We start from the raw sequence: 16177 nt of genomic DNA on the forward strand, positions 1-16177 counted from the left end.
CGCGGGCAGGCGTAGAATGGCGGGGTGAAATTCCCTGTCCTTGCCATCACCCTCGACCTCGACGATACGCTGTGGCCGTTCGCTCCGATCGGCGCCCGCATCGACCAGGTCCTGTTCGACTGGATGCGTGAACACAGCCCCGCCACCGCCGCGATGTATCCGGTGGCGGCCATGCGCGAACTGCGCGAGCGCTCGTTCCGCGACAACCCCCACCTGCATTTCGACCTGAGCGCGCTGCGCCGGCTGACGATCCAGGAGGCGCTGGAAAACAGTGGCGCCAGCCTGGACCTTCTGGAACCGGCGTATGAAGTGTTCTACGCGGCGCGCAACCAGGTGGAGTGCTACCCCGACGCGCTCGATGCCCTGGCGCGGATCGCCGCGCGGGTGCCGGTGGCCGCGTTGAGCAACGGCAACGCCGACCTGGAACGGATCGGCCTGGCCCATCACTTCAGCTTCCAGCTTGGCGCGCGCGAGCATGGCGCGGCCAAGCCCGAAGCAAGCATTTTCCACGCCGCCTGCGACCGCCTGGGCGTCGCCCCGGCGCAGGTGCTGCACGTAGGCGACCACGTCGAGATGGATGTGGCCGGCGCGATGGCTGCCGGCCTGCGCGGCTGCTGGATCAACCGCGAAGCGGCCACCTGGAACCATCCGCAGCTGCAGCCTGACCTGCAGTTCGACACCCTCACCGGCCTGGCCGATTGGCTCGATGCCAACCTCGACGCCGCCGACGCTGACGAATCCCGGAGTACCTGACGCATGAGCGAGATCACTGGTTTCACCGCCGACACCACCGCCGCGCTGCCGTTGCACGTGCTGGACCGCAGCCAGTTCGAGGCGTGGAAGAACAGCCAGTCCGCCGCGACCCAGGCGTGGTTGAAGTCGCAGGGCTTCACTGCCGGCGCGCATTCGGTTGCCCTGTTGCCCGGCGCCGATGGCCTGGCGGGCGCGGTGATCGGTGTCGGCGATCGTGCCGATGCCTACAGCTACGCGCATGCACCGCATGCCCTGCCGGAAGGCAGCGTGTGGCAGCTGGCCAGCGAACTGCCGGCTGCCGAACAGGCGCTGCTGCAGCTGGGCTGGGGCCTGGGCAGCTACCGTTTCGACCGCTACCGCAAGCGCAACCGCACGCCGGCCCAGCTGGTGGCCGCACCGACCGGCGAGGTGGCCGACCTGATCGCCGCCAGCCTGCGCGTGCGTGACTGGGTCAACACCCCCACCGAAGACATGGGCCCGCAGCAGCTGGAAGACGCCGCGCGTGCCCTGGCTGAAGCGCATGGTGCGCAGGTTGAAGCGATCACCGGCGACGAACTGCTGGCGCAGAACTTCCCGGCCATCCACGCCGTGGGCCGCGCGTCGCACCGTGCACCTCGGTTGATCGTGCTGCGCTGGGGCAAGGAGACGGACCCGGCGCTGGCGCTGGTCGGCAAGGGCGTGTGCTTCGATACCGGCGGCCTGGACATCAAGCCGGCCGACGGCATGCGCAACATGAAGAAGGACATGGGCGGCGCCGCCCATGCGCTGGCACTGGCCGGGCTGGTGATGGCCCAGCAGTTGCCGGTGCGCCTGACCCTGCTGGTGCCGGCAGTGGAAAACGCGATCGGCCCGGATGCCTTCCGTCCGGGCGAAGTGATCGCCACCCGCAAGGGCCTGAGCGTGGAGATCGACAACACCGACGCCGAAGGCCGGGTGATCCTGTGCGACGCGCTGACCTTCGCCGGTGAGCAGAAGCCGGACCTGGTGCTGGACTTCGCCACCCTGACCGGCGCGGCGCGCATCGCGCTGGGCCCGGATCTGCCGGCGCTCTTCAGCAACGATGACACGGTTGCCCAGCAATGGCTGCAGGCTGGTGATGCGACCCGCGACCCGGTCTGGCGCATGCCGCTGTGGCGCCCCTACCTGCGTTACCTGAGCAGCGGCATCGCCGACCTGGCCAATGCCGGTTCGCGCATGGCCGGCTCGGTGACCGCCGCGCTGTACCTGGAACGCTTCCTGGAAGATGGCCAGCGCTGGGCACATCTGGACGTGTATGCCTGGAACGATGGCGAGCGCCCGGGCCGCCCGACCGGTGGCGAAGCTCTCGCCCTGCGTTCGGCCTGGGCGATGCTGAAAGCGCGTTACGCCTGATGCAGCCGCCGGGCATGGCCCGGCGCTACCGATGCCGGTGCGGATGCTGATCCGCGATGACGGTGGGTGCCGACCTTGGTCGGCACCGCATCACCCGGCAACTCTGACGAAAAATTGAATTTCGGCTCCGGCCGGGTTCTGCGAGGATGTGGTGGTCGCCCACCCACACGTCCGTGAAGGCAGGACTCCGACCATGTCGCTCTTCCGCTACACCCGTGCCGGCCAAGGGCCGCAGTCACCGCGCAAGCATTCACCGCTGCCCTTGATCGCCCTGATCGCGCTGATCCTGGTCGTCGTCGCCCTCGCTTTCGCCTGGTTGGCCGGCTGGATCGGCCGCGACCGGCTGACCGCGCAGCGCTTCACCGACACCATCGAGGCCACCGGCCCTGCGCATCCCGGCTTCCGCCGCGCGCACAGCAAGGGTGTGTGCGTGAGTGGCTGGTTCGAACCCAGCGCGCAGGCGCCCACACTGTCCAGTGCACGGGTGTTCTCGCAGGCCAAGGTACCGGTGCTGGGCCGGCTGTCGATCGGCGGCGGTGACCCCTACGGCGCCGACAACACCGCACGCGTGCGCAGCATCGCGGTGCAGCTGGTCGGCGATGACGGCCAGGAATGGCGGATGGCGATGAACAGCTTCCCGTTCTTCGCCGTGCCCACCGCCGAAGCCTTCTACGAGCAGACCCGCGCGCAGATTCCGGACCCGGCCACCGGCAAGCCCGACCCGCAGAAGATGGCCGCCGTACTGGCGAAATACCCCAGCGCGCAGGCGTTCCAGCAGTGGGCCAAGACGGCGCCGTGGACCAGCAGCTGGGCCAACACCACCTTCAACAGCGTCAACAGCTTCTGGTTCACCAACGCGCAGGGCCAGAAACGTGCGGTGCGCTGGCGCTGGCAGCCGCAGGCGCCGGTGGTGGAGATGGATGCAGAAACGCGCAAGCAGGCCAGCGTCGATTTCCTCAGCCAGGAACTGCAGCAGCGCCTGGCCAGCGGCCCGGTGCGCTGGAACCTGGTGGTCAGCCTGGCCGCGCCCGGTGATGCCATCGATGATCCCTCGGTGCCGTGGCCGGAATCGCGCGAACAGGTGGTGGCCGGCGTGCTCAGCCTCGACCGCATGCAGTCGCAGGAAGAAGGCGCCTGCGGCCAGCTCAACTTCGATCCGCTGATCGTGCCCAGCGGCGTGCGCGGCAGCGATGACCCGATCCTGGCGGCGCGCTCGGCGGTGTATTCGCAGTCGTTCAACCGCCGCGAACGCGAGCGCGCCAGCGGCAACGTCGAGCAACCGAAGGAGGCTGTGCAATGAACACCGACAACGGCCACTTCAACCTGCTCGCCCGGGTACTGCACTGGTCCATGGCGCTGATGATCATCGCCATGCTGTTCATCGGCGTGACCATGGTCGCCTCGCTGCACCTGCGCCCCCTGCTGATCGACCTGCACCGGCCGCTGGGCATCGCCATCCTGCTGCTGGTGGTGCTGCGGCTGTACAACCGCCTGCGCCATCGCCCTCCGCCGCTGCCGGCGGATCTTCCGGCGTGGCAGGTGCTGGCGGCGAAGGCCTCGCACTGGATGCTGTACGCGTTGATGCTGGCGATGCCGCTGATCGGCTGGGCGATGCTGTCGGCCGGCGGCTACCCGATCGTGCTGGGCGGTAGCCTGCACCTGCCACCGATCGTGCCGCACACCCCGGCACTGTACGCCGCGCTGCGCAATGCGCACAGCCTGCTGGCCTATGTGTTGTTCGCCACGGTGCTGATGCACGTGGGTGCGGCGTTGTTCCACCTGTGGGTGCGCCGCGATGGCGTGTTCCAGGCGATGGCACGCGGGAAGGATTGACGGGGTTCGCCGGTTGTTCCCGGCGGATCGTTTCCGCGACCGTGGGGGGGTGTCACTTTCTTTGCGCGCAAAGAAAGTAACCAAAGAAACGCTCCGCCGGCCGCGAGCCGACGTGCTTCGCACGCCGGTGCCCTGCGCTCCTCGGTCCGTCGAGGGACGGCGCGGGAACTCGCTGCGCTCAGACACCCGCGCCTCTGCGCCCTCGCCGGACCTGCGGTGCTCGGCTCGCTCAAGGCGGACGGGAGGGGCAACAGCGACAGCATCCACGCATGGCGTGGATCTACTGGGTGCAGGTGTGGCGTTTGACGTTGGGTCCGCCTTCTAGCGAGCCGAGCATCGCAGGGGAATCAGGGGCGTAGAGGCGCCGATGTCTGAGCGCAGCGAGTTCGGCGCCGTCCCCTGATTCACCGAGAAGCGCAGGGCACCGGTGCGCAGCACCGGCTCGCGACCTGGCGGCGTGTTCTTTGGTTACTTTCTTGCACGAGCAAGAAAGTGACACCCCTCCGCGGTCGCGGAAATGACCCGCCGGGCATGGCCCGGCGCTACCGGTGCGTCGGCGCACGCTACTACAACCACCCCTTCTGCCGCGCCAGCCGGTACGCCTCGATCCTGTTGGCCACGCCCAGCTTGCCGATGCATTCGGACAGGTAATTGCGCACTGTGCCGTGCGACAGCCCCAGCTGCTCGGCGATCTCGCTGGCGGTGCGGCCCTCGCCCGCCAGGCGCAGCACGCGGCGCTCGCGGTCGGTCAGCGGGTCGGCCTGCGACCAGGCATCCAGGGCCAGCTGCGGGTCGATCGCGCGGATCCCCTGCTTCACCTTGCGCAGTGCCTCGGCCAGGTTCTCGGCCGGTGCATCCTTCAACAGATAGCCCAGCACGCCCGCTTCCAGCGCACGGCGCAGGAAACCGGCGCGGGCGAAGGTGGTCACGATCACCACCTTGATCGGCAGTTCATGGCGGGCGATGCGCTGGGCCAGCTCCAGCCCGCTCAACCCGGGCATTTCAATGTCGGTGACCAGGATGTCCGGCTGCAGCTGCTGCAGCATGCGCCAGGCGGCTTCGCCGTCGGCTGCACTGCCCAGTACTTCGATATCCGGTTCCAGGCCCAGCAGCGCCGACAATGCACCACGCACCATCGCCTGGTCCTCGGCCAGCAGGATGCGGATCATGCCGCGCCCCCCTGTGCCAGCGATGCCGGCGACAGCGGCATAGTCGCGGCCACCAAGGGTACGCGCACGGTCAGCAGCGTGCCTTCCCCGCGCGGCGACTGCAGCGTCAACTGGCCACCCAGCGCCGCTGCCCGCTCACGCATGCCACACAATCCGTTGCCCTCGGCCTGCACGCCACCACGGCCGTCATCGCGTATCTGCATCGCCAACTGTCGGTCCTCAAGCATGAAATCCACCTGCACCCGGGTCGCCTGCGCGTGGCGCACGATGTTGGTCGCCGCCTCGCGCAGCACCAGTGCCAGCCCACGCTCCACCTCCACTGGCATCGGCGGCGGCGGCATGTACTGCAGGTGTACCTGTTGGCATTCCAGCAGCAGGCGTGCCGAGGCCAGTTCGCCGGCCAGGTCGCTGGCGCGGATGCCGGTGACCGCACTGCGTACCTGTGCCAGCGCCTCGCGCGCGATGTCCTCGGCTTCACCGATTTCCTGCCGGGCACGCGCGTCATCGCGGTCGTACAGCTTGCGCGCCAGTTCCAGCTTCAGCGTGATCAACGACAGCGTATGCCCCAGCAGGTCATGCAGATCACGGCCGATGCGCTCGCGCTCGGCGGTGGTCGCCAGGCGCCGCACCTCATCCTGGGACAGCTGCAGGGCGACGTCGCGCTGATGGCTCAAGGCCTCCACGTTCACCACCAGCCCGACAATGAACGATACCGCCGGCATCCACACCATGGCCTGCCACGGATAACCGAAGTACAGCGCGGTGCTGCAGAACAGCAGATTCAGGCCAGTGAGCTGCAACAGGTACACCCACCAGCCGCCGCGGCTGCTCATGCGGATCATCACGCAGCCGAACACGAAGTAGCTCAGTCCCGACGGATACCACGGCAGCAGTACCAGGGCCATCGCAATCATGGCCAGCGCGTAGCGCCAGGCGTGGTGCCGTGGCGCCAGCATCACCTTGGCATAGAACAGCAGGAACAACGGATAGCTGGCCAGCGTCAGCAACAACCAGCGCAGCGTGAAGCCATTGCCGAGCACCGGGGTGAGGAAGATCCAGACCGACCACAGCAGATGGATCGCGCCACTCCAGGGCGACTTGCCTCGCCGCAGCAGTTCGGCCACTGCCGAATCCGGTGCGGGGCGCAGCAGGGACGCAAGCCAGCTCGGTGGCACGGAAGATTCCAGGCGGGGACGATCGCTGCCGATCATGCCAGTTCAGCCGACCCGGCGCAGGCGACGGCGCGCCAGCAGCAGTGCGACCGCACTCACACCCAGCAACACCAGCAGATGGCCAACGGTACCGCCACGCGCCGGCTGGCCAAGAATGGGCAGGGCCAGCTGCGCCAGGTGCCAGGTCGGCCACAGCGGCGCCAGCGTCGAAAACACCGTCGGCAATGCCGACAACGGCAGCCACAGCCCGGACAGCAGGGCCAGCGGCAGGTAGACCAGGTTGACGATGGCCGGTGCCGCGCTGGCGCCGACATGGCTGCCGATCAGCAGGCCGATCGATCCCAGCGGCAATGCCGCAAACGCCGCCACGGCCAGCAGCTGCAGTACCTGCACCGCCTGCAGCTGCACGCCGCCGAAGAGGCACGCCACCGCCATCAGCATCGCGGCGATCAGCACCGCGAACAGCAGGGCCATTGCCAGCCGCGCCAGCAGCGGCGCTGCGGCAGGCAGCGGCAGTGCGCGCTTGAGGGTCAGCAGACCACCTTCGCGGTCCAGCGCAAGCTGCACGCCGAAGCCAAACAGCGCGGGCGCCATCGCGCCGAACACGCAATAAGTCGCCAGCAGATAGACCGGCGCGTGGCCACGGCCCAGCAGTACGCCGAACAACAGGTAGAACAGCACCGGGAACAACAACGAGGGCAGCACGAACGACGGCGAGCGCCAGGCGCGACGCAGCTCGGCCTGCAGTTCGGCGCGATACGGACGCAGGGCACGCCAGACCGAGGGCGCTGCACCGGCGGCGGTGGGACGGGTCAAGGTGTTCATGCGGCCTCCCGGGTCAGGTCGAGGAAGGCGTCGGCCAGTGCCGCGCCCTGTACTTCCAGTTCGCGCAGCTGCGCATCGGTGGCCAGCAGCCGGGCTACCACCGGCTCGGCCGGGCTGGCCAGCATCTGCAGATGTTCTCCGTCGCGCTGCACCTGCTGGACGCCGGGCCAGTGCTGCACTTCATCGGCGGCCAGCGTGCTGCGGCAGCGGATGCGTCGCGGGCGGTCGGCCAGGCGCAGTTCGGACAGCGGCGCATCGGCCACTACCCTGCCCTGCTCCAGCACCACCACCCGTTGCGCCAGCGCCTCGGCTTCTTCCAGGTAGTGGGTGGTCAGCAGCACGCCGCAGCCTTCGGCCACCAGTTGCCGGATCGCCTGCCACATCGCCTGCCGCGCCTGGATGTCCAGGCCGGTGGTGGGCTCATCGAGGAACAGCACGCGCGGGCGGCCGCAGATGGCGATGGCGAACTGTACGCAGCGCTGCTGACCGCCGGACAGCTGGCCATAGCGACGCCGGGCAAGGTCCTGCAGGCCCACACGCTGCAGTACGTCGCCCAGCGGCAATGGATCCGGATAGCAGGCGCTGGCCTGCGCCACCAGTTCATCCACCTGCAGCATCGGCGGCAGGCTGGTGCTCTGCAGCATCACGCCGAGGCCGAGCCGATGATCGCGTTGCTGCGGATCGCCGCCCAGCAGCTCGACCTGGCCGCCGTCGGCGCGGCGCAGGCCCAACAGCACGCTGATCGCGGTACTCTTGCCGGCACCGTTGCGGCCCAGCAGGGCCAGTACCTGGCCAGCGCGGACCTGCAGGTCGATGCCGTGCAGGGCGGTATGGTCGCGGTAACGCACCTGCACCTGCTGCAGGCGGGCCAGCGACGAAGCGATCGGATCCATGGGCAGTACCGGTAGCGGGGACGTTGCCATCCTGTGCCGCCGTGGTCACATTTCGCAGTTGCCGCCGTCAATGACATCGGATGACAGCTGTCACTGCCATCGCCGATGCACCTGCCTTCATGCTGTGCCGCACGCTCCACCGCCGGAACCGCCGCTGCCTGCCCTTCCGGTCAAACCCGCCCGAACGCCTGTGATGGAACGAATGAACGCTTCTGCCGAGCTGTTGAAGGAACTCCGTATCGACCGCAAGTCGCCGCCGCCTGCCTCCAGTGGTGGCAGTGGTGGCCGCCGCTGGCTGTGGGTCGCCGTGGTCGTGATCATCGTGTTGCTGGCCGGCGGTGCATTCGCCCTGTTCGGCCGCGCGCCCACCGTGGAAGTGGACACCGCGCCGGCCGTGGCCATCCAGCAGGGCAGCGCCAGCAGTTCGGTGCTCGATGCCAGCGGCTACGTCGTCGCCCGGCGCATGGCCACGGTGTCGGCCAAGATCACCGGCAAGGTGCGCGAGGTGATGATCGAAGAAGGCATGCGGGTGGAACAGGGGCAGGTCATGGCCACCCTGGACCCGATCGATGCCGACGCTCAGCGCAGCCTGTATGCCTCGCAGCTGCAGGCCGCACGCAGCCAGGTGGTCGGCCTGGAAGCCCAGCAGAAGCAGGCCGCCGCCGAGGCCAGCCGCCTGCAGGCACTGGTCGGCCAGCAGCTGGTCTCGCGTTCGCAGTACGACCAGGCCGTGGCCCAGCGTGACAGCCTGCGTGCGCAGTTGGAAACCGCACGGCGCAACGTCAAGGTGGCGAACGACCAGCTGTCCATCGCCGATCTCGGCGTGGACAACAACATCGTGCGCGCGCCGTTCTCCGGTGTGGTCACCGCCAAGGCCGCGCAGCCCGGTGAAATCGTCTCGCCGCTGTCGGCCGGCGGCGGCTTCACCCGTACCGGCATCGGCACCATCGTCGACATGGAATCGCTGGAGATCGAAGTCGAGGTCGGCGAAGCCTTCATTGGCCGCGTGCAGCCGAAGATGCCGGTGGAAGCCACGCTCAACGCCTATCCGGACTGGAAGATCCCGGCCGAGGTGATTGCCATCATTCCCACCGCTGATCGCGGCAAGGCCACGGTGAAGGTGCGGGTGGCGCTGAAAGTGAAAGACCCGCGCATCGTGCCGGAGATGGGCGTGCGGGTCAGCTTCCTGGAACAGGCGCAGCCGCAGGCGGCCAGCAAGCCGCAGGGCGTTCGCGTGCCGGGCGGTGCCGTGGTCCAGCGCGAGGGCGCGTCGGTGGCTTTCGTGCTGGGTGACCAGAACCGCGTGCAGCAGCGCACGGTCGAGGCCGGCCAGGCGATGGGCAAGGACCGCCAGATCCTCAAGGGCGTGAGCGCGGGGGAGTCGGTGGTGGTCAACCCGCCGGACACCCTGCGCGATGGCGCCAAGGTGCAACAGAAACAAGCGCAGTAACGGTCTGGCGCCCACGGGCGCCGCCGGCAGCACCGCTCGACGCACGCCTGCGGCCTCCGCCGGTGCGCTTCCCCGTTTCCCGCCTTCCGTGGAGAACCACCCATGTCGACCCTGGTTTCACTGCGCAACATCACCAAGACCTACCAGCGTGGCCCCGAGAAAGTGCAGGTGCTGCACGGCATCGACCTGGATATCGCCAGCGGCGATTTCGTCGCGCTGATGGGCCCGTCCGGTTCCGGCAAGACCACCCTGCTCAACCTGATCGGCGGCCTGGACAACCCTACTGGCGGCGAGATCAGCATCGAAGGCGAGCGCATCGACCAGATGAGCGGCGGCCAGCTGTCGACGTGGCGCAGCCATCACGTCGGCTTCGTGTTCCAGTTCTACAACCTGATGCCGATGCTGACCGCGCAGAAGAACGTGGAACTGCCATTGCTGCTGACCCACCTCAGCGCGGCGCAGCGCAAGCGCAACGCGGAGATCGCGCTGACCCTGGTCGGCCTGGCCGACCGCCGCAGCCATCGCCCCAACGAACTGTCCGGTGGCCAGCAGCAGCGCGTGGCGATCGCCCGCGCGATCGTCTCCGACCCGACCTTCCTGATCTGCGACGAACCGACCGGCGATCTCGACCGCCAGTCCGCCGAAGAGATCCTGGGCCTGCTGCAGCAGCTCAACCGCGAACACGGCAAGACCATCATCATGGTCACCCATGACCCGAAGGCCGCCGAGTACGCCACCCACACGGTGCACCTGGACAAGGGCGAGCTGGCCGACGCCCCGCTGGCCCACTGACGGAGGCCGCAGCGATGAAATACTTCTCGTTGGTATGGGCGCAGCTGTTCCGCAGCCGCACCCGCACCCTGTTGACCCTGTTGTCGGTGGTGGCCGCGTTCCTGCTGTTCGGCATGCTCGACTCGGTCCGCGTGGCGTTCTCGTCCGGTGGCAGTGTGGAAGGTGCCAACCGGCTGGTGACAGCCTCGCGCCTGTCGATCACCCAGTCGCTGCCGATCCGCCTGGAAGCGCAGATCCGCCAGGTCAGTGGCGTGCGCGATGTCACCTACGGCATGTGGTTCGGTGGCATCTACCAGGACCCGAAGAACTTCTTCCCCAACTTCTCCGTGGCGCCCAACTACTTCGATGTCTACCGCGAGCTGCAGATCGACCCGGCGCAGCTGCAGGACTGGCAGCAGACCCGCACCGGTGCGATCGTCGGCGAGACGCTGGCCAAGCAGTTCGGCTGGAAGGTCGGCGACACCATCCCGCTGCAGGCCACCATCTTCCCGCGTGGCGGCAGCAACGACTGGCCGCTGGAACTGAAGGGCATCTACCGCTCGAAGGATCGTGCATTGGCGGCCAACGAAGAACGCCAGTTGATGATGAACTGGAAGTACTTCGATGAGTCCAACGACTACATCAAGAACCAGGTGAGCTGGTACACGGTGACGCTGGACAACCCGGATCAGTCGTCGCGGGTGGCACAGGCCATCGATGCGATCTCGGCCAACTCCGACCACGAAACCAAGACCCAGACCGAGTCGGCGTTCCAGCAGGCGTTCGTCAAGCAGTTCGCCGACATCGGCATGATCGTCACCTCGATCATGGGCGCGGTGTTCTTCACCCTGCTGCTGTTGACCGGCAACACCATGGCGCAGGCGGTGCGCGAGCGTATTCCGGAACTGGCCACGCTGAAGACGCTTGGCTTCAAGGACAGCACCGTGCTGACCCTGGTGATGGTCGAATCGGTGCTGCTGATCGGCCTCGGTGGACTGCTCGGCATGGGCCTGGCGGCGTTGATCCTGCCGGCCATCAGCCCGAAGAGCATGGGCATGCTGCCGCCGCACGTACCGACGCCGACCTGGCTGGTGGGCATCGTCCTGATCGTGGTGATCGGCATCGTGGTCGGGCTGCTGCCCGCACTGCGTGCCAAGCGCCTGAAGATCGTTGACGCGCTCGCCGGCCGCTGAAGAGGACACCGACATGAACAAGCTCAAGAAATGGCTGGGAAACGCGGTGACCGTGCTGTTGCTGGCCGTCGGCCTGGCGGTGTGGATCGGCCTGCCGTGGATCGGCGTGCTGGCCATCGCGGTGCTGCTGGGGCTGTGGCTCGCGCTCACCCGCAGTGGACGGCTGGCGCTGGCCGCCACCCGCATCGGTATTGCCAGCCTGCCGCAGCGCTGGGGCGCGTCCTCGGTGATCGTGGTCGGCATCGCCGGCGTGGTCGGCGTGCTGGTGGCGATGCTGGCGATGGGCGAAGGCTTCCAGGCCACGCTCAACAACACCGGCGATGACACCACCGCGATCGTGCTGCGCGGCGGTTCGCAGGCTGAGACCAACTCGGTCATCACCCGCGAACAGGTGCCCACGCTGTCCACGCTGCCCGGCATCACCCGCGATGCGCAGGGGGGGCCGCTGCTGTCGCCGGAACTGTCGCAGGTGGTCAACCTGGTGTCCAAGGCCGATGGCACCGACGTCAACGCGCAGTTCCGCGGTGTCGGCCCGCAGGCGTGGGCCGTGCATGACAAGGTCAAGATCGTCGAAGGCCGCCGGTTCGCCGCCGGCCTGCGCGAGATCGTGGTCGGCCAGGGTGCCAAAAGCCAGTTCCGCGACATGGACGTTGGCAAGACGCTCACCCTGGGCAACCAGACCTGGACGGTCGTGGGTGTGTTCGCCACCGGCGATGCGCATGATTCGGAACTGTGGACCGACGCCGATACGCTGGCCAGCACCTACCAGCGCAGTGCCTGGCAGTCGATCAGCGTGCGCACCGACGGCAAGGCCGGCTTCGAGCAGTTCAAGGCCGCCGTCGCCGCCGATCCGCGCCTGAAACTGGACGTGGAAACCACGCGTGTCTACTACAGCAAGCAGGGTGGCGGCTTGACCAAGCTGATCGACATCCTCGGCAAGGTGATCGGCACCATCATGGCGGTAGGCGCCGTGTTCGGCGCGCTCAACACCATGTATGCCGCCGTGGCCACGCGCGCGCGAGAGATCGCCACCATGCGTGCGATCGGCTTCCGCGGCCTGCCGGTGGTGACTGCGGTGATGCTGGAAACCATGCTGTTGGCGCTGCTGGGTGGCCTGCTGGGGTGTGCGGTGGCGTGGCTGCTGTTCAACGGCTACAGCGTGTCCACCATCGGCAGCAACTTCAGCGCGGTGGTGTTCAAGTTCCATGTATCGCCGGAACTGCTGTGGAGCGGACTGAAGTGGGCGCTGGGCATCGGCCTGGTGGGCGGATTGTTCCCGGCGCTGCGTGCGGCACGATTGCCGATCACCACGGCGCTGCGCGAGACCTGAGCACCACGCATTGATGGAATGAGCGTTGCGCAGGGGACGGAGCGAAGGCTCCGTCCCTTTTTCGTTTTGCGCGCCATCCACGCATGGCGTGGATCTACTGCGCGGCTATCCACGCATGGCGTGGATCTACTGTGGGCTATCCACGCATGGCGTGGATCTACTGTGGGCTATCCACGCATGGCGTGGATCTACCGATGTGGCGCGTGCGGGATCCAGTAGATCCACGCCATGCGTGGATGGATGCATGCCCACTCGCATCGCTACAGATTGCGCAAACACCGCCGCTATCGATGCCTCTGCCCATCGCAGACACAACGCGCGTGACGTTGCGCACAGTGCACCTGTGGATTGTTGGTTGCGATTCATTTTCGCGGCGTTACAGCGCGCGCGGACAAACAGTTACCGATGAAAACACTCTAGAATCCGGCCCCCACGTTGGTTTGCAGCACCCCACGCGTCCATAGAACGGACGCATGTTTTTTCTGAAACACGAGATTTCACGGATGTCCCTGAAGACCACCCCGCTGCGCAACGCGATCGTCATCGCGCTGGCCGCCAGCTGCACCACGCCCGCCTTCGCACAGGAAGCCGGCGATACCCCCACCAACCTCGACCGCATCGAGATCACCGGCTCGCGCATCCGCCAGGCCAGTGTCGAGACCGCGCAGCCGGTGGTGGCACTCAACCGCGCCGACATCGAGAAGAAGGGCTACGTCAACGTTGCCGACATCCTGCAGGACGTCACTGCAGCCGGCGCACCGAGCCTGAGCCGTTCGTCCTCGCTGAGCTCCTCGCGCGATTTCGGCGGCATGTATGTCAGCCTGCGCAACCTCGGCCCGGAACGCAGCCTGGTGCTGATCGACGGCCGCCGCATGGGCGTCAGCGCCGGCGGTTACTCCGACCTGGCTTCGATTCCGTCCGCCATCGTCGAGCGCGTGGAAGTGCTGACCGACGGCGCTTCGGCGCTGTACGGCTCGGACGCCATCGCCGGTGTGGTCAACATCATCACCCGCAAGAACTTCGATGGTGGCGAAGCCAGCGTCTATGTCGGCCAGTACGGTGAAGGCGACGGCCAGAAGCGCTCCTACAGCGCAACCTTCGGCAAGACCTTCGACCGCGGCTGGTTCAGCGTTGGTGCCGAGCGCACCAAGGAAGACGAAATCCTCGGCGATGCGCGCGAGTTCAGCCGTTACCCCGGTGGCCCGCGCCACGCCGACGACGTCGACGCGCTGAGCCCGACCACCCAGTGGGGCACCGTCACCGTCGGTGGCAAGCCGCTGACCGTTGGCCCGGGCGGCGACCCGAGCAGCGCTGGCAACTTCCACACGCCGAACCCGGCCGACGGCGCCAACGCCAAGACCAACATGAGCCTGCTGAGCGGCCTGGAGCGCACCTCGGTGTTCGCCAACGGCGGCTTCTCGATCACCGACAACCTGCGCATCGTCGCCGACGCGCTGTACAGCAAGCGCGAGTCGACCAAGCACTTGGCCGGCTACCCGTACTCGGTCTCGGCTGCGCAGTCGCGCAACGGCACCCGCGCTGCGCTGTCCAAGGACAGCACCTTCAACAAGTGGGGCCAGGACGTGCTGTTCTCGCACCGCACCGAAGAGCTGCCGCGCGGTACCGAGAACACGCTGGAAACCAAGCGTGCCAGCCTCGGCCTGGAAGGCAGCTTCGAAACCGGTTCGCGTTACTGGGACTGGAACGTCAGCTACATGTACAACCGCAATGAAGGCGAGCGCGTCGGCACCGGCAGCATGTACCAGCCGCACGTCAACCTGGCCGTCGGCCCGTCCTTCATGGACGGCGACGTTGCCCGCTGCGGTACGCCGGGTGCGGTGATCGCCGGCTGCGTGCCGTGGAATCCGGCTGCGCCGATGGGCTACACCGGTCCCGGCTCGCTGGGCAACCAGGATGTGCAGGACTACCTGTTCACCCGCTTCGTCGACAAGATGCGCAGCACCACCAAGGTCGCCAGCGCCAACATCTCCGGCTCGCTGTTCACCCTGCCGGCCGGTGACATCATGGGCGCGATGGGCTTCGAGCACCGCAGCGAAGAAGCCAGCTACACCCCGGACCTGATGGTGCAGAAGGGCCAGATCGCCGGCACCACCGGCCAGCCGACCCGTGGCGATTACTCGCTCAACGAGGTCTACCTGGAAATGCAGGTGCCGCTGCTGGCCGACATGGCGTTCGCCCGCGAGCTGTCGCTGGACCTGGCCGGTCGCTACACCGACTACAACACCTTCGGTTCGACCACCAACAGCAAGTTCGGCCTGAAGTGGAAGCCGATCGACAGCCTGCTGGTGCGCGCCACCTACGGCACCGGCTTCCGTGCACCGACCGTCGACGATCTCTACGGCGGCGCAGTGTCCAGCCGCGATTCGTTCACCGATCCGTGCGATACGAAGTTCGGCATCGCCGCCAGCAGCCCGACCGTGGCGGCACGTTGCCAGGCGCTGAACGTGCCCGCCAACTTCCGTCAGCAGACCGGTTCGGACGGCAACCTTGCCAACCGCCCGGGCCAGCAGGCCACCTCCGATTTCAACTCCGGTTCCAACCCGGAACTGAAGCCGGAAACCGCCAAGACCTGGACCGTCGGCCTGGTCTACAGCCCGGAATTCGTGCAGGGCCTGGACGTCAGCCTGGACTGGTGGAAGATCCGCATCGACAACGCCATCGTCGGCGAGTCGGCCACCGACATCCTCAACCAGTGCTACGTGCAGGGTGTGGATTCGGCATGCGGTCGCTTCACCCGTTCCACCGCTGCGGCCACCCGTGGCCAGGTCTCGGCACTGGATCGCTCGCTGGTCAACGCCGGCTACCGCGAAACCGCCGGCTATGACATCGGTGTGCGTTACCGCCTGCCGGAAACCGCGTACGGCAAGTTCGCCATCAACTGGAACACCACCTACACCGACTACCTGGAGCAGCGCAACGACAGCGCCGCCACCACGCCGGTGGAACAGCGCGTGGGCTGGGCCGGCGACTTCCGCGTGCGTTCGACCTTCAACCTGGATTGGCAGTACGGCAACCTGGGCATCGGCTGGACCGCCCGTTACTACTCGGGCATGAAGGAAGCCTGCTCGTACGATCTGGGCGGTGGCCCGGACTGCAACATGGCCGACTTCGTCTCGCCGTATACCGACGCACAGCCGAGCCGCAAGGTGGGTTCCAACACCTTCCACGACCTGCAGGTGCGTTACAGCCTGCCGTGGGATGGCACCGTGTCGCTGGGCCTGAACAACGTGTTCGACCACCAGGGTCCGATCATGTACAGCCAGCCGAACAGCAGCTTCACCTACTACGGTGGCTTCGACATCGGTCGTTTCATGTACATGAAGTACCAGCAGCGCTTCTAAGCCTGCAACCGCGTTCCCGCCACCGCCATCTCTCTCCTGGCGGTGGATGGAAGCA

General features: G+C 67.2%; 13 protein-coding genes. 9 read left to right on the top strand and 4 right to left on the bottom strand.

Annotation, left to right across the window (positions count from 1 at the left end):
* Positions 1-24 precede the first annotated feature (24 nt).
* From AC13GI_RS08830 to AC13GI_RS08845, 4 genes are all read left to right on the top strand, one after another.
* The gene (locus AC13GI_RS08830) at positions 25-753 is read left to right on the top strand and encodes an HAD family hydrolase (RefSeq protein ID WP_089241387.1); all 729 of its coding nucleotides are present in this window, start codon (positions 25-27) and stop codon (positions 751-753) included.
* A 3-nt stretch (positions 754-756) separates the two neighbouring features.
* Entirely contained in the window at positions 757-2124 is a 1368-nt protein-coding gene (locus tag AC13GI_RS08835; RefSeq protein ID WP_482996051.1) for a leucyl aminopeptidase family protein, read from the top strand.
* A gap of 193 nt (positions 2125-2317) precedes the next feature.
* On the top strand, positions 2318-3424 hold the full coding sequence (locus tag AC13GI_RS08840) for a catalase family peroxidase (RefSeq protein WP_482996052.1): 1107 nt from the start codon (positions 2318-2320) through the stop codon (positions 3422-3424).
* Positions 3421-3957: a cytochrome b gene (locus AC13GI_RS08845; RefSeq protein ID WP_482996053.1), complete on the top strand. Its 537-nt coding sequence runs from the start codon at positions 3421-3423 to the stop codon at positions 3955-3957. Before AC13GI_RS08840 ends, AC13GI_RS08845 begins: the two co-directional genes overlap by 4 nt.
* 566 nt (positions 3958-4523) lie before the next feature.
* Here AC13GI_RS08845 and AC13GI_RS08850 read toward each other — a convergent pair.
* From AC13GI_RS08850 to AC13GI_RS08865, 4 genes are read right to left on the bottom strand one after another with little or no spacing between them, the layout of a single operon-like run.
* Positions 4524-5126, bottom strand: coding sequence for a response regulator transcription factor (locus tag AC13GI_RS08850; protein WP_025878350.1), 603 nt, complete (start codon positions 5124-5126; stop codon positions 4524-4526).
* Positions 5123-6337 (bottom strand): sensor histidine kinase, encoded by a 1215-nt coding sequence (locus AC13GI_RS08855; protein WP_482996054.1) that lies wholly within the window; start codon positions 6335-6337, stop codon positions 5123-5125. The genes AC13GI_RS08850 and AC13GI_RS08855 overlap by 4 nt, the downstream gene beginning before the upstream one ends.
* Positions 6338-6343: 6 nt before the next feature.
* Positions 6344-7123 carry an ABC transporter permease gene (locus AC13GI_RS08860; protein WP_482996055.1) on the bottom strand — a complete coding sequence of 260 codons (780 nt, stop codon included), beginning with the start codon at positions 7121-7123 and terminating at the stop codon, positions 6344-6346.
* The gene (locus tag AC13GI_RS08865; RefSeq protein WP_482996056.1) at positions 7120-8016 is read right to left on the bottom strand and encodes an ABC transporter ATP-binding protein; all 897 of its coding nucleotides are present in this window, start codon (positions 8014-8016) and stop codon (positions 7120-7122) included. The genes AC13GI_RS08860 and AC13GI_RS08865 overlap by 4 nt, the downstream gene beginning before the upstream one ends.
* Positions 8017-8218: 202 nt before the next feature.
* On the opposite strand from AC13GI_RS08865, the gene AC13GI_RS08870 reads away from it, so the two are divergent.
* The 5 genes from AC13GI_RS08870 to AC13GI_RS08890 all read left to right on the top strand — a co-directional run bounded on the left by AC13GI_RS08870 (position 8219) and on the right by AC13GI_RS08890 (position 16122).
* A complete protein-coding gene (locus AC13GI_RS08870; protein ID WP_265952129.1) occupies positions 8219-9466 on the top strand; it encodes an efflux RND transporter periplasmic adaptor subunit in 1248 nt (415 codons plus the stop codon).
* Between the two features lie 102 nt (positions 9467-9568).
* Positions 9569-10258 (top strand): ABC transporter ATP-binding protein, encoded by a 690-nt coding sequence (locus tag AC13GI_RS08875; protein ID WP_025878346.1) that lies wholly within the window; start codon positions 9569-9571, stop codon positions 10256-10258.
* A gap of 14 nt (positions 10259-10272) precedes the next feature.
* The gene (locus AC13GI_RS08880) at positions 10273-11430 is read left to right on the top strand and encodes an ABC transporter permease (RefSeq protein WP_099819632.1); all 1158 of its coding nucleotides are present in this window, start codon (positions 10273-10275) and stop codon (positions 11428-11430) included.
* Between the two features lie 13 nt (positions 11431-11443).
* A complete protein-coding gene (locus AC13GI_RS08885; protein ID WP_482996057.1) occupies positions 11444-12760 on the top strand; it encodes an ABC transporter permease in 1317 nt (438 codons plus the stop codon).
* Positions 12761-13263: 503 nt separating this feature from the next.
* Positions 13264-16122, top strand: a complete 2859-nt coding sequence (locus AC13GI_RS08890) for a TonB-dependent receptor plug domain-containing protein (RefSeq protein ID WP_099819630.1) — start codon at positions 13264-13266, stop codon at positions 16120-16122.
* Positions 16123-16177: the final 55 nt, after the last annotated feature.

The organism is Stenotrophomonas sp. 82F1 (assembly GCF_056861525.1).

Bases quoted from the DNA above. Each gene is read 5' to 3' on its own strand.
- AC13GI_RS08885 (WP_482996057.1), top strand. From the start codon at position 11,444: ATGAACAAGCTCAAGAAATGGCTGGGAAACGCGGTGACCGTGCTGTTG.
- AC13GI_RS08845 (WP_482996053.1), top strand. From the start codon at position 3,421: ATGAACACCGACAACGGCCACTTCAACCTGCTCGCCCGGGTACTGCAC.
- AC13GI_RS08850 (WP_025878350.1), bottom strand. From the start codon at position 5,126: ATGATCCGCATCCTGCTGGCCGAGGACCAGGCGATGGTGCGTGGTGCA.
- AC13GI_RS08875 (WP_025878346.1), top strand. From the start codon at position 9,569: ATGTCGACCCTGGTTTCACTGCGCAACATCACCAAGACCTACCAGCGT.
- AC13GI_RS08865 (WP_482996056.1), bottom strand. From the start codon at position 8,016: ATGGATCCGATCGCTTCGTCGCTGGCCCGCCTGCAGCAGGTGCAGGTG.
- AC13GI_RS08890 (WP_099819630.1), top strand. From the start codon at position 13,264: ATGTCCCTGAAGACCACCCCGCTGCGCAACGCGATCGTCATCGCGCTG.
- AC13GI_RS08835 (WP_482996051.1), top strand. From the start codon at position 757: ATGAGCGAGATCACTGGTTTCACCGCCGACACCACCGCCGCGCTGCCG.
- AC13GI_RS08855 (WP_482996054.1), bottom strand. From the start codon at position 6,337: ATGATCGGCAGCGATCGTCCCCGCCTGGAATCTTCCGTGCCACCGAGC.
- AC13GI_RS08860 (WP_482996055.1), bottom strand. From the start codon at position 7,123: ATGAACACCTTGACCCGTCCCACCGCCGCCGGTGCAGCGCCCTCGGTC.
- AC13GI_RS08870 (WP_265952129.1), top strand. From the start codon at position 8,219: ATGAACGCTTCTGCCGAGCTGTTGAAGGAACTCCGTATCGACCGCAAG.
- AC13GI_RS08880 (WP_099819632.1), top strand. From the start codon at position 10,273: ATGAAATACTTCTCGTTGGTATGGGCGCAGCTGTTCCGCAGCCGCACC.
- AC13GI_RS08840 (WP_482996052.1), top strand. From the start codon at position 2,318: ATGTCGCTCTTCCGCTACACCCGTGCCGGCCAAGGGCCGCAGTCACCG.